The organism is Streptomyces sp. NPDC048424, assembly GCF_040651555.1.
Taxonomy (GTDB): Bacteria; Actinomycetota; Actinomycetes; order Streptomycetales; family Streptomycetaceae; genus Streptomyces.
Genome location: NZ_JBEZKE010000017.1, coordinates 102795 through 120114, shown reverse-complemented (window position 1 = coordinate 120114; position 17320 = coordinate 102795). Strand labels below are relative to the sequence as shown.

Genomic DNA, 17320 nt, shown 5'->3' with positions numbered 1-17320 from the left:
CCGTATCAACCAGCGGGTCTGCTGGTTCAGCGTGTCATTGCGATGTGGCCTGCGCGTCGGCGACCTTGCGCAGGTAGGAATAAATGCCGCCGTTCCGGGCGATCCAGGCGGTGAGCCGCGGTGAGAGGGCGCTGACCACGTCCGCGACCTTCTCCATCACGGGAGCCACGGTGATCTCCACCTTGTTCTCCCTGACGCACTTCAGCACCGCGCGCGCGACCTCGTCGGGCCCGACCCGGCCGAGCAGCGGCGGCCGCCGGCCCGCCTGCCAGCCGGCGGAGATGCCCACGTCGGCGATCAGCGTGGGGTACACCGCCGACACCCCCACCCCGGTCCCCCGCAGCTCCTCGCGCAGGGACCAGGTGAATCCGACGAGACCGTGCTTGGCCGAGGAGTTGATCGTGGCGTAGGGATAGGCCGTACGCCCGCCCACGGAGCCGATGTTGACCACGTGCCCGCGCCCGGCCTCGAGCATGTGCGGCAGCACCAGCCTGGTCATCGCCTCGGCACCGAAGAGATTCACCATGAGAACCCTTCGGATGCTCTCCACCGAGGCGTCCTGGAACCGGGTGATGTGCTCTATGCCGGCATTGTTGACCAGCAGTCCGGGCGGACCCAGTTCACGGCAGACCGTTTCGACGATCCGCCGCTGCGCCTGTTCGTCGGAAACGTCGGCGGGCACCACGAGGGGTTTCGGTCCGAAACGGCCGGCCCTTTCCGCGGTCGCCCGGAGGCCTTCCTCCGAGCGGGCGACGAGCGCCAATTGGACACCGGCCTTCGCCAAATGCTCGGCGATGTGTGCGCCGACGCCCCGCGAGGCCCCCGTGAGGATTCCCACCACATTGTTCAATTCGCGCACGGACGTGGTCCTTTGCCGAGAGGGAGAGGTTTACCGGGACGGCTGCAGAGCGGAACGCCGGCCGGAGAGCACCTGGATCACGACCGCCACGCAGCACAGCAGCGCTCCGGTGAGCGTCACCGCGCCGATGCCGACGTGGTCGAGCGCCGCACCGCCGAGGACACCGGACAGTCCGATGCCCAGGTACAGCGCCGACGCGTTGAGCGCGAGCAGCAGGCTGCCGGCGCCCGGCGAGAGTTCGAGCAGCCGGCGCTGGACGGGCGGGTTGAACCCCCAGCTCGACACGCCCCACAGGAACAGCAGCGCGGCGGCGATCGCCGTGCTGTGCACCACGGACAGCACCGACAGTGCGATCACACTGCCGGAGACGGCCACCAGCAGCGGCGTCCGGTAGCCGTAGCGGTCGGCGGCGACGCCGCCGAGGACGTTGCCGATCGCACCGCCGATGCCGTAGCCGAACAGCAGCAGGCTCAGCCCGGTGCCGTGCGCGCCGACGGTCTCGGCCAGCACCGGGGCCGCGTACGTGTACACGGTGAACACCCCGAGGCTGGCGGCCAGGGTGATTCCCAGGACGGTGACCACCCTGGTGTCCGCGGCGACTTCGAGGCGTTGGCGCAGCGTCACCCGCGGGGGCGCCGCCACCGCGGGCACGGCCACCGCCACGGCCACCGCGGAGGCCGCGCAGAAGGCGGCGACCAGCCAGAAGACCCCCTGGTACCCGAGCGGTCCGACGAGCAGCGTCCCCGCTGGCACGCCGACGATGGTGGCCGTCACCAGGCCGCCGAACACCCAGGCCGCCGCGCGCGCCCGGCGCTCGGGCCCGCTCAGTTCGGCGGCGACCGCGGTGGCCGCCGGGGTGAACACCGCGGCGCCCACGGCGGTGACGATCCGGGCGGCCAGCAGGACGCCGAAGTCCGGTGCCACCGCGGCGAGCGCGTTGCCGGCCGCGGCCACCAGCAGGGCGGCGACGATCAGCGGGCGGCGGCGCCGGCCCCCGAGGGCCACGGCCAGCAGCGGGGAGCCGATGGCGTAGGCCACGGCGAAGGACGTGGTCAGCAGTCCCGCCGTCGACAGCGGGACCGACAGTTCCGCACTCAGCTGCGGCAGCACGCCGGTGACGACGTAGCCGCTCGTTCCCACTGCGAACGCCCCGAGCGCCAGCGTCAAGATCTTGCCCAACACGAAGAGAATCCCCTGTCCCCGGCCGGATCACTCCCCGTCGGAGGCCGGCGGATTCGCAGAGGTGACGCCCCGCTCGCGTGCCTTCTCGACATCGGCGGCGGAGGGCTTGACCCGGGTGAACTCGTCGTGGCCGAGGATGGTCGACTTCCACTGGTCGGCGGGCGTCGTGCCGTAGCTCAGCAGCCACTGGGTGACGATCCGCTCCTGGCTGCCGCCGACGTACTGGCCGCTCCAGGTGGCGACGGAGTGGGCGTTGCGGTAGGCGTTGCGGTAGGCGACGGTCCAGCCGACGGCGGTTCCGGTGCCGTCGGCGGGCGCGCCGTCGTAGCGGCCGGTCATGGCGTAGCGCTTCTCGGCGTTGCCGACCGCGGACTCATAGGTGCCGGAGAACCCGCCGTTCGCGGCCCGCGTCACGACCATGGTCGAGCCGAGCTGGTTGTACCAGGTGCCCAGGATGCCGGGGCGGGAGTCCGTCGAGGACCCTGATTCCGCGGCTTCCGCGGACACCGTCCCCCGGGTGTCGGCCGAAGCGCTCGCGGATACGGTGACGAAGGTCAGGGACATGGCGCACAGTGCGACTAAGGCTTGGCGTACACGTGTCACGAGATGATTCCCCCTGTGAGGGCCGAAGGGCCCGCCGGTCGCCCGCGGTGGTGGAAGGCCACGGGCGCTTTCGGGGACGAGCGTAGGGGCGTGACCGGCGGTACGCCGGGGTCAAACCCCGGAATTGTCGGACTTCATGCGAAAACTCGGCGTGATGTGTTCGCCCCGCCGGCCTCCGGGGAATTCCGGAGGCCGGCGGCCCGTCGGTCAGCTGTCGCGGACCGCGACGATTCCGTTGAAGACGCCGACGTAGGCGGTGCCGTCGGGACCGAGGGTGATCGGGGCCCAGTTGTTGTCGTAGAGCGGGCCGGTTCCGACCAGCTGCCGCCAGCGGCGTTCACCGGTGCGGAAGTCCACGGCCGTGAGGTACCAGCCGTCGATCCCCCAGAAGTTGGGCTCCTTCTCGTAGAAGTAGAGCAGCCCGTTCGCGGTGGAGAGCTTCGGGACCACGGAGGGAGCGCGGATCGCGCTCTCCCACACCGTGTCGCAGCCGCTGCCGTCGGCCCGGACGTCGATGCGGGTCACGCCGCCGACGACCGACTTGCCCAGCAGCAGGGTGGAGGGGTTCTCGTAGCCGTAGTTGTTCTCGACGACGATGCTGTTGCCCCAGGTGATCAGGGAGTTGTCGGTGGTCGAGGCACCGGAGCCGAAGACCGGCACCTTGCAGACCAGCCGCTGGTCGGCGGGGACGTCCGTGCCCCGCTTGTAGACCAGGACGTTCATCCGGTCGTCGGCGTTGTCGGTGATGGCGACGTAGCCGTTGCCGAAGAGGTCCGGGGTGGTTCCCGAACCCTGGTTGACGGAACCGGGCTTGGCGGCGGTCCCGCGGTCGTACGTCTGGCGCCACTGCACCTCGGGGGTGCCGTCGGCGGCGGCGCGGAAGCTGTAGAGCGCGTGGTCGGAGACGATGGAGACGCCGTCCTGGGCGACCGAGAAGGAGTTCTGGATCTCCTCGCCCGGCAGCCGGACGGAGCGGATCACCGAGGTCGCCGGGTCCACGGTGCCGACCCGGCCCTGGCGGGTGACCCACCAGATGCGGCCGTTCCAGTCGGGCATGACGGAGGTCACGGGGTCACAGGTGCCGCTGGGCCACAGGTTGGTCCAGGTCACGCAGTCGTGCGGGACCTGGCCGGTGAGGTCCCAGTCGTTGTCGACGGTGAACTTCCAGCTCCCGTCGGGGTTCTGGGAGTGGGCCAGGCGCAGGATGTGCTGGCGGGAGTCGGCCAGCACGGCCCGGTCCTGGTCGTCCAGGTAGAAGTAGGCACCGCCCGAGGTGTCCTTGAAGATCTTCGCGAAGTCGAGCGAGGTGATCGCCTCGACCGTCGAAGAGCGCTGCGGGAGCTGGTACTCCGCGAGCGTGGCGAGCGTACGGGGCTCCAGGAGCTTGACCTTGAAGCCCGAGAAGGTGCCGCACACCGTGACGAGCCGGCCGCCCGTGTCGAAGGTGGCTGTGGCGCATTCGCCGCCCAGTGCGGCGATCTTCTCGCTGGTCACCTGGGGGTTCTTGCCGAGCGGCCCCGACCAGGGTGCGGTGGCACTGCCGGCCGCGTCGGAGTGCATGCCGCTGCGGCCGTTGGGCGCGAGGTGGGGGTGCTGCGGCGGGGCCTGGCCGGGCAGCGGTGCGGCAGCCGCGGGGCTGCCGTCGTAGTGGCTGATCAGGCGGTGGCCGGGGGCCTTGGGTATCTCCTCGGCCTGGGCCGGCGAGCCGCCGTACATCACCGTGAAGGCGGCGACGACCGGCACCACGGCGCAGTTCAGCCCTCTTCGGAACATCCGGACTTCCTCCCTGTCTCTTCGGTCTTGTTGACATTGCGTCTGACATCGCGCCGCGGCCAGACGCTAGATCGCAGTGCCCGAGGAGTCCATGGATGCGCCGGATGATTCACGAAGGCGCAACAGTCGATCAAGGTCAGGGGTGGAGGCTGGAGACCACGTTCGCGGTGGCCGTCAGTCCGTCGTGGATGGTCGCGGCCATGCTGCTGCTCGCGAGGTAGAAGCCGAGCAGCACGCAGACGAGCGCGTGCGAGAACTTGAGTCCGCCGCTGCGCAGGAAGATCCAGGCGAGGATGAGGAGCAGGACGACCACGGAGAGGGAAATCACCATCGAAACCTCCTTACTCGCCGCCATGGTGGCGCAGGAGGGGGTGCCTTCGGGCGAAACACGTATCCGCCGTACGGGTGTTGACCGTCCGTGACGGGCGGTCAGTCCTTGACGATCTCGTTCCAGTGGGTCGTACGGCCGCACCAGCGGCCGAGGAGCACCGGATCGTGACCGACGGCGAGGAGCCCGGCCCCGCTCTCGGCGCGGTACTCCTCGACGACCGCGACCAGGGCCGCGGCGGTGGAGGCGTCCAGCATCGCGGTCATCTCGTCGCAGACCAGCCAGCGCGGCCGCAGCACCAGGGCCCGTGCCAGGCAGGCGCGTTGCAGCTGGCCGTCGCTGACCTCGTGGGGACGGCGGGCGAGCAGGTCCGTGCCGAGGCCGACCCGCTCGGCCAACTCGGGCACCGCCACCGCCGCTTCCCTGCGCCGGCCGGTCGCGCGGAGGGGTTCGGCGACGAGGTCGCGCAGCCTGAGGCGGGGGTCCGCGGAGAGCCGGGGCTGCTGGAACACCACGCCGACGGCGGTCCGCAGGGAGCGCGGGGCCCGATGGGAGAAGCCGGTCACGGGGCGGCCGTCGAACGCCACGGTGCCCCCGTCGGGGCGGTGCAGCAGGGCGGCGACCCGGGCCAGCGTGGACTTGCCGCAGCCGCTCGGGCCGAGCAGGCCGAGGGACTCGCCGGGCCGCAGGGTCAGGTGCGCGCCCCGGACCACGGGCGCGCGGCGGTCGTAGCCCGCGGTGATGTCCTTGAGCTCAAGCACGGTGGCAGGCCACCCCTTCGGTGAGCACGGGCCGCCGGCTGCGGCAGATCTGGTCGGCGGCCGCGCACCGGGCGGCGAAGGCGCAGCCCGCCGGGAGCGCGCCCAGCTCGGGCGGAGCCCCGGGGACCGGAGTGAAGGCACGTTCGGGCAGGGCGTCGAGGAGGCCCCGGGCGTAGGGGTGACGGGGACCGGGGCGGCCGAAGAAGGCTCCGGCCGGGCCGATTTCGACGATCCGCCCGGCGTACATGACCGCGACGGTGTCGGCGATCCGCTCGGCCGCCGCGAGGTCGTGCGTGATCATCAGCAGCGCCCGGCCGGCCTCACGGGTGTGGGCGCGCAGCTCGTCGACGGTGCGCCGGACCAGATCGCGGTCGAGGCCGGTGGTCGGCTCGTCGGCGAGGAGCAGGGGTGCGTCACCGACGAGGGCGAGGGCGGTGGCGGCCCGCTGGGCGAGTCCGCCGGAGAGTTCGTGCGGGTGGCGGTCGAGGTGGGTGGCGGGGAAGGCGGCCCGCTCCCCGGCCGTCTCCGCCGCCGCGCGCAGGGCGGCCTTGCCGAACCGCTGGCGGCGGGCGGGCCGGTCGGACCCGCCGGGCCCGGGCGCGGGGGCCCGGCCGTCGCGGCCGTCGCGGCCGGCCAGTTCGCGCACGGTCTCCTCCAGATGGGCGCGGATGGTGCGGACCGGGGTGAGGTGCGCGGCCGGGCTCTGCGGGACGAGGCCGATGCGCCGGCCCCGTACGGACCGGGCCAGGGTGCGTTCGTCCGCGGCGAGCACGTCCAGGCCGTCGGCGAGCCGGGCCGATCCGGCGGTCTCGGCATTGCCCGGGAGCAGGCCGAGGAGGGCGGAGGCGAGCACGGACTTGCCGCAGCCGCTCTCGCCGACCAGGGCGAGGCACTCCCCGGGCGCCAGGGAGAAGGTGGCGTCCGTGACGGCCTCGACGTACCGGCCCGCAGGCATGCGGAAGCGGACGGAGAGCTGCTCGACGCTGAGCACGGGAGGCGGGGTCACAGGGTCAGCTCCGAGCGGCGGCGGGGGTTCAGGCGCTCGCGCCAGGCGCCCGCGAGGCCGGCGATGGCCAGCGTCGGGACGATCAGGAGGAGGCCGGGGAAGAGCGTGGGCCACCAGTCACCGGCGAGCAGCGAACCGCGGGCGCTCTGCACGAGGCTGCCCAGGCTCGCCTGGTGGGCGGGGAGCCCCAGGCCGAGGAACGACAGGGCGGACTCGTGCCACATCGCGTGCGGGATCATCAGCACCGCGGCCAGGCCCGCCTGGGGCAGGACGCCCGGCACCAGGTGGCGTACGGCGACCCGCCACCGCGAGGCGCCGCCGGAGACGGCCGCGTCCACGTAGGGGCGGCCGCGCAGGGACAGCACCTCCGCGCGGACGATGCGGGCCGTGGACAGCCAGTGGGTCACGGCCACGGAGACCACCACCGGCCACACCCCCGGGCGGAACATCGCCACGATGAAGATGCCGAGGAGCAGGTGCGGGATCGAGGACAGGGCGTCCACGGCCCGCATCACCACGCGGTCCGTCCAGCCGCCCAGCGCGCCCGCGGCCGCGCCCACCGCCGTACCGATCACGGTGGCGACGAGGGCGGCCACCAGGCCGACGAGGAGGGAGACCCGCAGCCCGTAGACGCACCGCAGCAGCAGGTCGCGTCCGACGTCGTCCGTGCCGAAGGGATGGGCCCACGAGGGCGGTCGGAGCCTGGCCGACAGGTCGACCGCCTGCTGGTCCAGCTGCGCCAGCGGCGGAACGATCAGCACCGCCAGCACGATCACCGCCATCACGAGCGCCGACGTGCGCACGCGCAGGGTGCGGGTGGAGCGCCGGGTGCGCCCGGCCGGCCGCCACCTCGCCTCAGCCGCCGAGGTCGCCGAGGTCGGCGGAGTAGCCGAAGTCGTCGGAGTCACCTGAGCGTCAGCCATCGAAGCCCACCCTCGGGTCGGCCAGCCCGTACAGCAGGTCGGACAGCAGGTTCCCGGCCAGTACCGCCGCCGTGGCCAGCACCGTGAGGGCGGCGAGCAGCGGGAAGTCCACCGAGGTGGCCGCCTGTACGGTCGCCGCCGCGATGCCCGGCCAGCTGAAGACGGTCTCCACCAGCAGCGCGCCGGTGATCAGCTCGGGCACCCGGGAGCCGATCAGGGTCAGCATCGGCAGCATGCCGGAGCGGAGCCCGTGCCCGAGCAGGACGCTCCGCTCCGCGAGACCCCGCGCGCGGGCCCCGCGTACGGGATCCTCCGCCAACGCGTCGGCCACGCCCTGGCGGACGTACAGGAAGAACCACGGCAGTTGGGAGACGCCCAGCACCAGCGCGGGCAGGACCAGGTGCGAGGCGACCTGTCCGAAGGTGACCGTGTCGCTGCCGGCGTCGGTCAGGCCGCCCGAGGGCAGCGCCCCGAGCCGGACCGAGAAGAACCAGATGGCCAGCAGGCCCAGCCAGAAGGCCGGGGCGGCCTCCAGGGTGTACGCGAGCGAGGACACGAGCCGGTCCAGCGGGCCGCCCTGCCGGCGGGCGGCCAGCACCCCGAGCACCGTGCCCGCCAGCACCGCCACGGCGAACGCGCACGCGGCCAGCAGCGCCGACCAGCCCACCCGCTCCCCGATGACGTCGGCGACGGGCTGGCGCATGACGGAGGAAGTGCCGAGGTCGCCGGTGACCGCCGAGCCGAGCCAGTCCCACCAGCGCGGGACCAGCGCCTGGTCGACGCCGAGGTTGGCGCGGAGCTGGTCGAGTTCGGCCTGCGAGGCGGTGAGCCCCGCGGTGCCCGCGTAGGCCTTCACGGGGTCGAAGGGGGACAGTGCGGCGATGGCGAAGACGCCGAAGGTGACGGCGAGCAGGACGGGGGCGGCGAGGAGCGCCCGCCGTCCCGCCATGCGCGCCATCGGTCCCCAGGGGTAGGTCACTTGGCCTTCGGCTTCCAGCTCTCGACGTTCCACCAGGGGCCGGAGCCGAGGCCGTGGTCGTGCGGCTCGACCTGGGTGGTGAGCCCCTCCCAGCGGTCGTTCACGACGTACAGGTGGTCGATGTGGGTGAGGAAGACGTAGCCGGGGTTCTTCACGAGCTCGCGCTGCACGGTGTCGTAGGCGGCCTTGCGCACGGCCGGGTCGCCGCTCCTGCGGGCCTCGTCGAGGGCCGCGTCGACCGTCTGGTTGTCGTACCGGGCCATGTTGTTGAAGCCGTCGCCGCCGAGGGAGGAGGTGAGGAGCAGGTACTGGTCGAAGTCGGGGTCGGCCGGGGAGCCGCCGCCCGCCAGGACGGCGTCGGTCTTCATCCGCGGCTCGATGACCTCCCAGGTCCCGGCCTCCGTCCTGACCTCGATGCCGGCCTTCTTCGCGTCGGAGGCGAAGGCGAGCGCGTGGTCCTGGCGGATCTTGTCCCCGGAGGTGTACCAGAGCGGGAAGGAGGCGCGGACCCCGTCCTTGACGCGGATCCCGTCGTCGCCCGCCTTCCATCCGGCGTCGTCGAGGATCTTCTTCGCCCGGTCGAGGTCGTGACGGCGCTCGGTGCCGGCCGTGAACCACGGGCTGTCGGTGGGCACCGGGCCGAAGGCGGGCTTGCCCGCGCCCTCCAGGAGCTCGTCGACCATGGCCGTGCGGTCCACGGCGGCGTCCAGGGCCTGCCGGACCGCCACGTCGCCGGTGACCTGGTGGTGCGTCGGGAGGGTCACGTTGCGGTAGTCGAAGGTCTTGGCCGCGTACGTGCGGCGCGCGGCGTCCTTCTCGAAGCCCTTGGCGAGGTTCGGCGGCAGGATCGCCGCGTCCAGCTCGCCGGAGCGCAGCCGGGTGGCGCGGACGTCGTCGTCCTTGACGACGGCCATGGTGAACTTCTTCACCGCGGGCTCGCCGCCCCAGTAGCCGGGGTTGGCCTTGAAGCCGATCTTCTCGCCCTTGGACCAGCCGGCGAGCACGTACGGGCCGGTGCCGACGGGCCTGGTGGTGAAGTCACCGCTGTTGACGTCCTGCCGGCCCGCGATGTGCTCGGGGGCGATCGGCAGCACGGTCCGCTCGGCGAACGGGGCGTAGGGGTACTTCAGCGTGAAGACGACGGTGGCCTCGCCGCGCGCCTCGACGCCCTCGATCGCGTCCAGCTCGTTCTTGGAGGCGTTGTTCGTCTTCGCGTCGAGGATCGTCCGGTACGTGAAGACGACGTCCTTGGCGGAGAAGGGAGCGCCGTCGCTGAACTTCACGCCGGGGCGCAGCTTGTAGGTGTACGTGCGGCCGTCGGCGGAGACCTCCGGCAGGGCCTCGGCCAGCGCCGGCTTCAGCTTCATGTCCGCGTCGTGCGTGAGCAGCCCGTCGAAGATCTTCGAGTTGCCGTCCTTGCCGTAGCCCAGCAGCGGGCTGAGGCTTTCGGGCTCGGTCGCTATGCCCACCACCACGGCGTCGGCGGCCGCGCCGGTGGCGCCGGGGCCGGAACAGGCCGCCGCGCCCGTGATGAGTGCGGCGGCCAGCGTCGCGCCGGCCACTCCCCGTACTGTCCGGGCCGTCATGCTCTGCACATCCCTGTTCAAAATCATCCGTTATTGCAAAGAGCTGGCAATAATGCCAGACAGGATCGGAAGAAGACGAACCGGGGCACATCGCCGGCGACCGGCTGCAGGGGTCTTGCCGGGCTCCCACCCTCCGTGCCATACATGTCTAGACCTTTACGGAGCGGAGGAAGGCATTCCCGTGCGACGCAGCGCCGCCCCCACGCTCGCCCTCTGCCTGGCCCTCACCGGTCTCACCGGTCTCACGGGCCTGACCGCCTGCACCGCGCCCGACACCCGGCCCCCGCCCGCCCCGGCCGGACTGACCGCGCAGGCCGGCAGCGCCACCACCGTGCACGTCATGTGGGACGCGGCGGCGGACCGGGACGGGGTGAGCGGCTACCGGGTCTTCGAGGGCGACCGACTGGTCCGCGAACTCCCGGCCGGGAAGACCATGGTGGACGTCACCGGCCTCACGCCGCAGACCGGTTACGCCTTCACGGTCCGGGCCGAGGACGCCGCCGGGAACCTCTCCGAGCCCGCCCCCGCCGCCCGTGCGACCACCCCGGCGGCCAAGGCCGAGGACCGCGCCGCACCCACCGCCCCGGCCGCCACCACCGGCCGCGCGACCGGCCCCCGGGCCGCCTGGGTGTCCTGGACGCCGGCGACGGACGACACGGGCGTGACGGCGTACGACGTCTACCAGGGCGGCGTCCGGATCCACACCGCCGGCCCCGCCGAGAGCGGCACCGCGCTCGGCGGCCTCCAGCCGGACACCGTCTACACCTTCACCGTCCGGGCCCGGGACGGGGCGGACAACTCCTCCCCCGACGGACCGGCCGTGGACGTGACGACCCCGCCCGCCTCCGGCGACGGGCCGGGCACCGCCCCCGCCGCGTTCATCGCGACCGCCTCACCCGGGGCGGTCACGCTCGCCTGGACCGCCCCGGACACCGGCCGCGAGACCACCGAGTACGAGCTGTACGTCAACGGACGCGCCACGACCGTCATCCAGTTCGGCGCGGGCGCCGTGCCCAGCGGCCGGGTGGAGCACCGGCTCACGGTTTCGGAGCCCACCGGCACCGAATGGGCCGTAAAACTGCGGGCCAGGCTGCCCGACGGCAACTGGGGCGCCTTCTCCGCGGAACGGCGGATCACCCTCGTGGCGTGAAATTACGGCACCGATCCGGCCCGAACGGCACGGTCGGATAAGAAGATCACGCACAATACATCCGTGTTCGGTGAGTACTCGGTCAATGACAATCAGGCAGAATCCGCGGACGACGACCCCCCGCCGGGTTCCCGCACGCCGGGGAACCTTCCGCCGGAACCGGCGAGCTTCGTCGGCCGGGAACGTGAACTCCGCGTCCTCGGCGACCTGTTGCGCGAGCGGCGGCTGATCACCCTCACCGGGGTGGGCGGCGTCGGCAAGTCCCGGCTCGCCCTGCGGGCCGTCGCCGATCCCCGCCAGTCCCGGCCCGACGGCGTCTGGTGGGTGGAGCTGTCGCCGCTGCGCGATCCCGCCCTGCTCACCGCGACCGTCGCGCACGCCGTCGGCCTCGCCGACCACTCCCCGCGCCCGCTCGACGAGGAGTTGTGCGCGTGGATGGCCGACCAGCGGCTCCTCCTGGTCCTCGACACCTGCGAGCACCTGGTGGCCGCCTGCCGCCACCTCGTCGGCGAACTCCTGCAGTCCGCACCGGGGCTGACGGTCCTGATCACCTCCCGGGAGCCGCTCGGCTCCCCGACCGAGGAGGTCGTCGAGGTCCGGCCGCTGCCCTGCGAGGGACCCGACAGCGACGCCCTCGCCCTCTTCCGGGCCCGCGCCCTCGCCGCGACCCCGCAGGCGGCGGCCGTCTTCACCGACCCGGTACGGACCGCGCTCGCGGCCGAGGTGTGCCGGCGGCTGGACGGCATCCCGCTCGCGCTGGAACTCGCGGGCGCCCGCCTGCGGTTGTGGACGCTGGAGCAGACGGCCGAGCGGATCGGCGAGCGCTTCGACATGCTGTCCGGCGCCCGCGCCGCCCTGCCGACCCGGCACCAGACGATGCGGACCACGATCGGCTGGAGCCACGAACTGTGCGAACCGCTGGAGCGGTTGCTGTGGGCCCGGCTCTCGGTCTTCACCGGGGACTTCGACGTGGCCGCGGCCCGCGCGGTCTGCGCGGGAGGCCCGCTGCCCGCCGCACGGGTCGAGCGGGTCCTGGCGGGGCTGGCCGCCAAGTCGGTGGTCCTGCGCACCGACGAGCGGGGCGCCGGCGCCCGCTACCGGATGCTCGACACGATCCGCGAGTACGGGCAGGACTGGCTGGGCGAGCTCGGCGAGACGCGGCTCGTGAGCGACCGGCACGCCCACTGGTACGCGGCGCTCTGCCAGGCCGCCGACCGGGGCTGGCTGGGCCCGGGGCAGGTGGACTGGTACCGCAGGATCACGGCCGAGCACGCGCAGCTGCGCACGGCCCTGGAACACCTGCTCACCGCCGACCCGACGGCGGCCCTGGAGATGGCCGGGGCGCTGTGGTTCCACTGGTTCGCCTGCGGACACGTGCACGAGGGCCGGGGCTTCCTGGAACGGGCGCTGCGGGCCGCTCCGCCCACGGGGGCCGCGTACAACCAGGCCCAGTGGGCCCTCGGGCTCACGCTGCTGCTCCAGGGCGACATGGACACGGCCGGGCGGATCGCCGGGGAGTGCACGCGGGGCGCGGCCCGGCTCGCGGACCCCGAGCGGGAGCTGCGCGCGGCCTATCTGCAGGCGGTGGCGGTCCTCATGCCCGGCGACCCCGTACGGGCGCTGGGGCTGGCGGGTCCACGGGCCAGGGCGGGCCACGGCGGGCGGACGAGCGGTCCGGGCTGGCTGCTGTGCAAACTGGCCACCGGCTACGCCCTGTGCGACCAAGGGCGGTTCGAGGAGGCGGCCGACGAGGCACGGGCCCTGCGGGAGGCGTGCGCGGAGCTCGGCGAGCGCTGGCTGCGGGCGTACGCGGACTACATCCTGGCGGTGGCCGCGCTGGGCCTGGGCGACCACGGGGAGGCGGCCCGGCACGTGCGGGCGATGCTCTCCGGCAAACGGCTGCTGGGCGACCGCTTCGGCATCGCACTGGGCCTGGACGTGCTGGCCGCGGCGGTGGCCGGGCTGGGCGACGGGGAGCTGGCGGCGCGGCTGTTGGGCACCGGGCACGCCTGGTGGCGCACGGTGGGCCGGCCGCAGATGGGCGGCTCGCCCTCGCTGACGGCCCTGCGGGACCGGGGCGAGCGGCAGGCCCGGGCCGCGATCGGCGACGCGGCGTACGAGACGGCGTTCCTGGGCGGCGCGGCGACGTCCACCGGCTGAGCGGCGGCCGGTGGACGCTGTGCGTACCGGATCGGCTTCGTCGGGGCTCCCGTCAGTACGGGAGGGGTCTGCCCGACGGTGTGCGCAGGTCCAGGTCTCGTGGGGCGGGCTTGGGGACGGGCTTGCGGATCAGCTGCTGGCGCATGCTGCCTCCTCGCTCAGACCAGGGCCGGGCGGCGGGGTTCCACCGTGCGGCTGTCGGGGAGCAGTTCACCGGTGTCGTCGAACATCACGACCCCGTTGCACAGCAGGCTCCAGCCCTGTTCGGGGTGGGAGGCCACGATGCGCGCGGCGTCGTGATCGGCGCTGTCGGCGGATGGGCAGGGTGGCTGGTGGGAGCACATGGCGCACCTCCTCGCAAAGTGGGGCGGGAGGGCCGGTGGTCACCCGGTCGATTCCGCGATCCACGGTGGCTGGTGAGTATTGCTGATCGCCACCCCCGGACGGAACCCATATTCGCCGTCCAGTTCAGGGTGTGTATGCCCGATTACCATGCGCTCATGCCCGGTATCCGGATCGTTCACCGTACGTCTCGGCCACCCGCCGAGACCTGGCTTCGGCTCACCGACTGGGAGCGCCACGGCGCGCAGGTCCCCTTCACGCGGACGATCATCGGCACCGCGCCCCCGACGCACGTCGGAACGATCTTCACCGCGCGCACGGGTGTGGCCAGGATCACTTTCGACGACCCCATGGAGGTCGTGGTCTGGCAGCCGCCGGCGGACGGCTCGCCGGGACGCGTCCGGCTGGAGAAGCGCGGCCGGTCCGTGACGGGCTGGGCGGAGATCGAGATCCGGCCCCTCCTCTCGGGCGGCACGGAGGTCCTCTGGCGTGAGGAACTGCGCGTGCGCGGCCTCCCCCGCGCCCTGGACCCCGTGGTCGCGGCGGCGGGCCGGCTGCTCTTCGGGCGGGCCCTCGCCCGGCTGCTGCGCCCTTGAGGGCACGGGCTAGGGTGCCGTGATCACCGCGCCGGTGATCACCAAGCGACCGAGGAGAATCCCCGTGGCCACTCCGCCACCGCCGCAGCAGGGCGCCGGAGGCCCGTACAGCCCGGCGGGCCCCTACATGCCGCAGCAGCCGACCGGGGCCGGCGGCCCCGTCTTCACCGGACCGCAGCAGCCGTACGGTGCGTACGCCGCCCACCCGCAGCCGGGCCGGTACGGCTGCACCCTGTGCGGGGCCTGGCCGGCCGCGCCCGCGACCGTACGCGGCCACCAGGGCCTGATCGTGCTGATGCGGTTCCTGAGCCTGCGGGGGCCCTTCTGCCGCGACTGCGGACTCGCCACCTACCGCCGGATGTCCTCGGACACCCTGTGGCAGGGCTGGTGGGGGCCGCTGTCCTTCTTCATCACGCCGGTGACCCTGCTGATGAACCTCGGCCCGCGGGCGGCCTTCCGCAGGCTCGAGCCTCCGGCGGGCGGCTTCCGCCCGCCGCTCGACCCGGGCAGGCCGCTGTGGCGACGGCCCCCGGCGCTGCTCCTGCTCACACCGGTGCTGCTCGTCTTCCTGGCCGTCCAGGCGCTGCTCGTGATCGGCCTGGTGGTCGACGGCCCGGAGCGGCTCTCCGTGGGGCAGTGCGTGCGCAACGAGGGCAGCTGGACCGACCAGGACCTGGAGGTCGTGTCCTGCGGCTCGTCCCGGGCCCAGTACAAGGTCACCGCCCTGCTGGACGCGCCCGGCGCGCACTGCGCCCCGCTGGACTACCTCGCCGACCCGAAGTACGGCCCCGACGAGTTCACCAGCGCCTGCCTCACGTCGCTGCGCTGAGCCCCCGGCCGGGGGTCCGGGGCGGCCCGGCCCCACACCCCCGGCCGGGCCGGCGCCCGGACAGGACCTAGCGGATCGGCATGCCCGAGATCGTGCGGGCGATCACCAGCCGCTGGATCTCGCTGGTGCCCTCGAAGATCGTGTAGATCGCGCTGTCCCGGTGCATGCGCTCCACGGGGTACTCGCGGGTGAAGCCGTTGCCGCCGAGGATCTGGACCGCCTGCGCGGTGACCTTCTTGGCGACCTCGCTCGCGAAGAGCTTCGACATCGAGCCCTCCGCCGACTCGAACGGCCGGCCCGCGACGGCCATCCAGGACGCCCGCCACACCAGCAGCCGGGCCGCGTCGATCTGCGTGCGCATGTCGGCGAGCTGGAAGGCCACGCCCTGGTTGTCGATGATCGGGCGGCCGAACTGCGTGCGGGTCTTCGCGTAGTCGAGGGCGACCTCGTAGGCCGCGCGCGCCGTGCCCACGGCCATCGCGCCGACCGCCGGCCGGGAGGCCTCGAAGGTGGCCATGGCCGCGTTCTTCACGCGCTCCCCGCCGCCGCTGCGGGCGCGCTCGTGGGCCCGCGCGAGGCGCTCGTCCAGCTTCTCCTTGCCGCCGAGCAGGCAGGAACCGGGGATCCGTACGTCCTCCAGCACCACCTCGGCGGTGTGCGAGGCGCGGATGCCGTGCTTCTTGAACTTCTGGCCCTGGGACAGCCCGGGGGTGTTCGGCGGCACGATGAAGGAGGCGTGTCCCTTGGTGCCGAGCTCGGGGTCGACGACGGCCACGACGATGTGGACGTTGGCGATGCCGCCGTTGGTCGCCCAGGTCTTGGTGCCGTTGAGCACCCACTCGTCCTTGGCCTGGTCGTAGACCGCGCGGGTGCGCATCGAGCCGACGTCGGAGCCGGCGTCCGGCTCGGAGGAGCAGAAGGCGGCGACCTTCACGTCGTCCGGGGTGCCGTACATCTGCGGGATCCAGGTGCCGATCTGCTCCTCGGTGCCGTTGGCGACGACGCCGATGGCCGCGAGTCCGGTGCCGACGATGGACAGGGCGATGCCCGCGTCCCCCCAGAAGAGCTCCTCCATCGCCATCGGGATGCCGAGGCCCGTCGGGTCGAAGAACTGCTGGGCGTAGAAGTCCAGCGAGTAGATGCCGACCTTCGCGGCCTCCTGGATGACGGGCCAGGGAGTCTCTTCGCGCTCGTCCCATTCGGCGGCCGCGGGGCGCATCACATCGGCGGCGAAGCCGTGGATCCAGTCCCGTACCTGCTTCTGGTCGTCGTTCAGCTCCATGGTGAACTCCGCCATGTCCCCTCCACCTGTCTGTACTCGTCCCTGCGGAGGTTACTAGCGGTAACCACCACGAAGGCCACAGTCTGTTACCGGCGAGTAAGGCCTGTCAAGCACGGAAGATTCCGACGGCGGGGGCCGCCGATTCGATCCTCGGGGTGTACCGGGTGTTACGTTGCGTGGGCGTCACGCACATCGCAAGGGCGGGGAGAGAAACACGTCATGGAGACCACTCAGCAGGCCGGCGAACCGGGAGCGGCCGAACGCCGCCGGCGGGAGCTGCTCGAAGCCGCGGACCGGGTCGTGCTCAGGGACGGCCCCAAGGCCTCCATGAACGCCATCGCGGCCGAGGCCGGCATCACCAAGCCCATCCTGTACCGGCACTTCGGGGACAAGGCGGGGCTCTACCAGGCACTCGCCGTACGGCACACCGACGCCCTGCTCGACTCGCTGCGGGCCGCGCTCGACGCCCCCGCCGCCACCCGGCGCCGTCGGGTGGAGGCGACCCTCGACACGTACCTCGCCGCCATCGAGGCCCGCCCGCAGGTCTACCGCTTCCTCATGCACCCGGCCGAGGACTCCCACAGCGCGGAGCGCGGCTTCGACGTGGGCCTGCACTCGGCGCCGCTGCTGCGCAGGCTCGGCGAGGAACTGGCCGAGGTGATCGGCGAGCGGGTGGACCTCGGCCCCGGCGGCGAACGCCTGGCCCGGGTCTGGGGCCACGGCATCGTCGGCATGATGCACGCCGCCGGCGACTGGTGGCTCGGCGAACGCCCCTGCGAGCGCGCGGAGCTCGTCGCCGGCCTCACCGACCTCCTCTGGGGCCGCCTCTCCTCCGCCGGCAACCGCGTAGACGGCCCGGGCTTCTAGCTTTCAGCCCCGGCCAATTCAGCCCCTCCGGCGTTTGAGGAGCGGGGTCTGGGGCGGAGCCCCGGGAAACCCGCCGGAGGGGCTGGGTTTGCGC

General features: G+C 72.9%; 17 protein-coding genes. 5 read left to right on the top strand and 12 right to left on the bottom strand.

Annotated elements, in window-relative coordinates:
• Positions 1-34: 34 nt before the first annotated feature.
• The 10 genes from AB0D29_RS24125 to AB0D29_RS24080 form a co-directional block, all read right to left on the bottom strand.
• The gene (locus AB0D29_RS24125; RefSeq protein ID WP_362807836.1) at positions 35-859 is read right to left on the bottom strand and encodes an SDR family NAD(P)-dependent oxidoreductase; all 825 of its coding nucleotides are present in this window, start codon (positions 857-859) and stop codon (positions 35-37) included.
• Between the two features lie 30 nt (positions 860-889).
• Complete coding sequence (locus AB0D29_RS24120; protein ID WP_362856950.1) at positions 890-2041, bottom strand: MFS transporter; 1152 nt, start codon at positions 2039-2041, stop codon at positions 890-892.
• Positions 2042-2068: 27 nt separating this feature from the next.
• A complete protein-coding gene (locus AB0D29_RS24115) occupies positions 2069-2605 on the bottom strand; it encodes an avidin/streptavidin family protein (protein ID WP_362856949.1) in 537 nt (178 codons plus the stop codon).
• 246 nt (positions 2606-2851) lie between these two features.
• A complete protein-coding gene (locus tag AB0D29_RS24110; RefSeq protein ID WP_362857022.1) occupies positions 2852-4360 on the bottom strand; it encodes a hypothetical protein in 1509 nt (502 codons plus the stop codon).
• A 193-nt stretch (positions 4361-4553) separates the two neighbouring features.
• On the bottom strand, positions 4554-4748 hold the full coding sequence (locus tag AB0D29_RS24105; protein WP_362856947.1) for a hypothetical protein: 195 nt from the start codon (positions 4746-4748) through the stop codon (positions 4554-4556).
• Between the two features lie 98 nt (positions 4749-4846).
• Positions 4847-5506 (bottom strand): ATP-binding cassette domain-containing protein, encoded by a 660-nt coding sequence (locus AB0D29_RS24100; RefSeq protein WP_362856946.1) that lies wholly within the window; start codon positions 5504-5506, stop codon positions 4847-4849.
• Positions 5499-6461: an ABC transporter ATP-binding protein gene (locus tag AB0D29_RS24095; protein ID WP_362857021.1), complete on the bottom strand. Its 963-nt coding sequence runs from the start codon at positions 6459-6461 to the stop codon at positions 5499-5501. Before AB0D29_RS24095 ends, AB0D29_RS24100 begins: the two co-directional genes overlap by 8 nt.
• Positions 6462-6508: 47 nt before the next feature.
• A complete protein-coding gene (locus AB0D29_RS24090; RefSeq protein WP_362856944.1) occupies positions 6509-7435 on the bottom strand; it encodes an ABC transporter permease in 927 nt (308 codons plus the stop codon).
• Positions 7428-8393 (bottom strand): ABC transporter permease, encoded by a 966-nt coding sequence (locus AB0D29_RS24085; RefSeq protein ID WP_362856942.1) that lies wholly within the window; start codon positions 8391-8393, stop codon positions 7428-7430. The genes AB0D29_RS24090 and AB0D29_RS24085 overlap by 8 nt, the downstream gene beginning before the upstream one ends.
• Before the next feature lie 17 nt (positions 8394-8410).
• Entirely contained in the window at positions 8411-10000 is a 1590-nt protein-coding gene (locus tag AB0D29_RS24080; protein ID WP_362856941.1) for an ABC transporter substrate-binding protein, read from the bottom strand.
• A 181-nt stretch (positions 10001-10181) separates the two neighbouring features.
• On the opposite strand from AB0D29_RS24080, the gene AB0D29_RS24075 reads away from it, so the two are divergent.
• Both AB0D29_RS24075 and AB0D29_RS24070 read left to right on the top strand, forming a co-directional pair.
• Complete coding sequence (locus AB0D29_RS24075) at positions 10182-11150, top strand: fibronectin type III domain-containing protein (RefSeq protein WP_362856940.1); 969 nt, start codon at positions 10182-10184, stop codon at positions 11148-11150.
• Positions 11151-11213: 63 nt separating this feature from the next.
• Positions 11214-13310 (top strand): NB-ARC domain-containing protein, encoded by a 2097-nt coding sequence (locus AB0D29_RS24070; RefSeq protein WP_362856938.1) that lies wholly within the window; start codon positions 11214-11216, stop codon positions 13308-13310.
• A 158-nt stretch (positions 13311-13468) separates the two neighbouring features.
• Here AB0D29_RS24070 and AB0D29_RS24065 read toward each other — a convergent pair whose 3' ends face one another.
• Positions 13469-13654 carry a DUF5999 family protein gene (locus tag AB0D29_RS24065; RefSeq protein ID WP_351294672.1) on the bottom strand — a complete coding sequence of 62 codons (186 nt, stop codon included), beginning with the start codon at positions 13652-13654 and terminating at the stop codon, positions 13469-13471.
• A 156-nt stretch (positions 13655-13810) separates the two neighbouring features.
• Between AB0D29_RS24065 and AB0D29_RS24060 the strand changes: the two genes are divergently transcribed.
• Complete coding sequence (locus AB0D29_RS24060; protein WP_362856937.1) at positions 13811-14248, top strand: SRPBCC family protein; 438 nt, start codon at positions 13811-13813, stop codon at positions 14246-14248.
• A gap of 64 nt (positions 14249-14312) precedes the next feature.
• The gene (locus AB0D29_RS24055; RefSeq protein ID WP_362856935.1) at positions 14313-15077 is read left to right on the top strand and encodes a hypothetical protein; all 765 of its coding nucleotides are present in this window, start codon (positions 14313-14315) and stop codon (positions 15075-15077) included.
• A 67-nt stretch (positions 15078-15144) separates the two neighbouring features.
• Here AB0D29_RS24055 and AB0D29_RS24050 read toward each other — a convergent pair whose 3' ends face one another.
• The gene (locus tag AB0D29_RS24050; protein ID WP_030719072.1) at positions 15145-16374 is read right to left on the bottom strand and encodes an acyl-CoA dehydrogenase family protein; all 1230 of its coding nucleotides are present in this window, start codon (positions 16372-16374) and stop codon (positions 15145-15147) included.
• A gap of 204 nt (positions 16375-16578) precedes the next feature.
• Between AB0D29_RS24050 and AB0D29_RS24045 the strand changes: the two genes are divergently transcribed.
• Positions 16579-17226, top strand: a complete 648-nt coding sequence (locus AB0D29_RS24045) for a TetR family transcriptional regulator (protein WP_362856934.1) — start codon at positions 16579-16581, stop codon at positions 17224-17226.
• Positions 17227-17320: the final 94 nt, after the last annotated feature.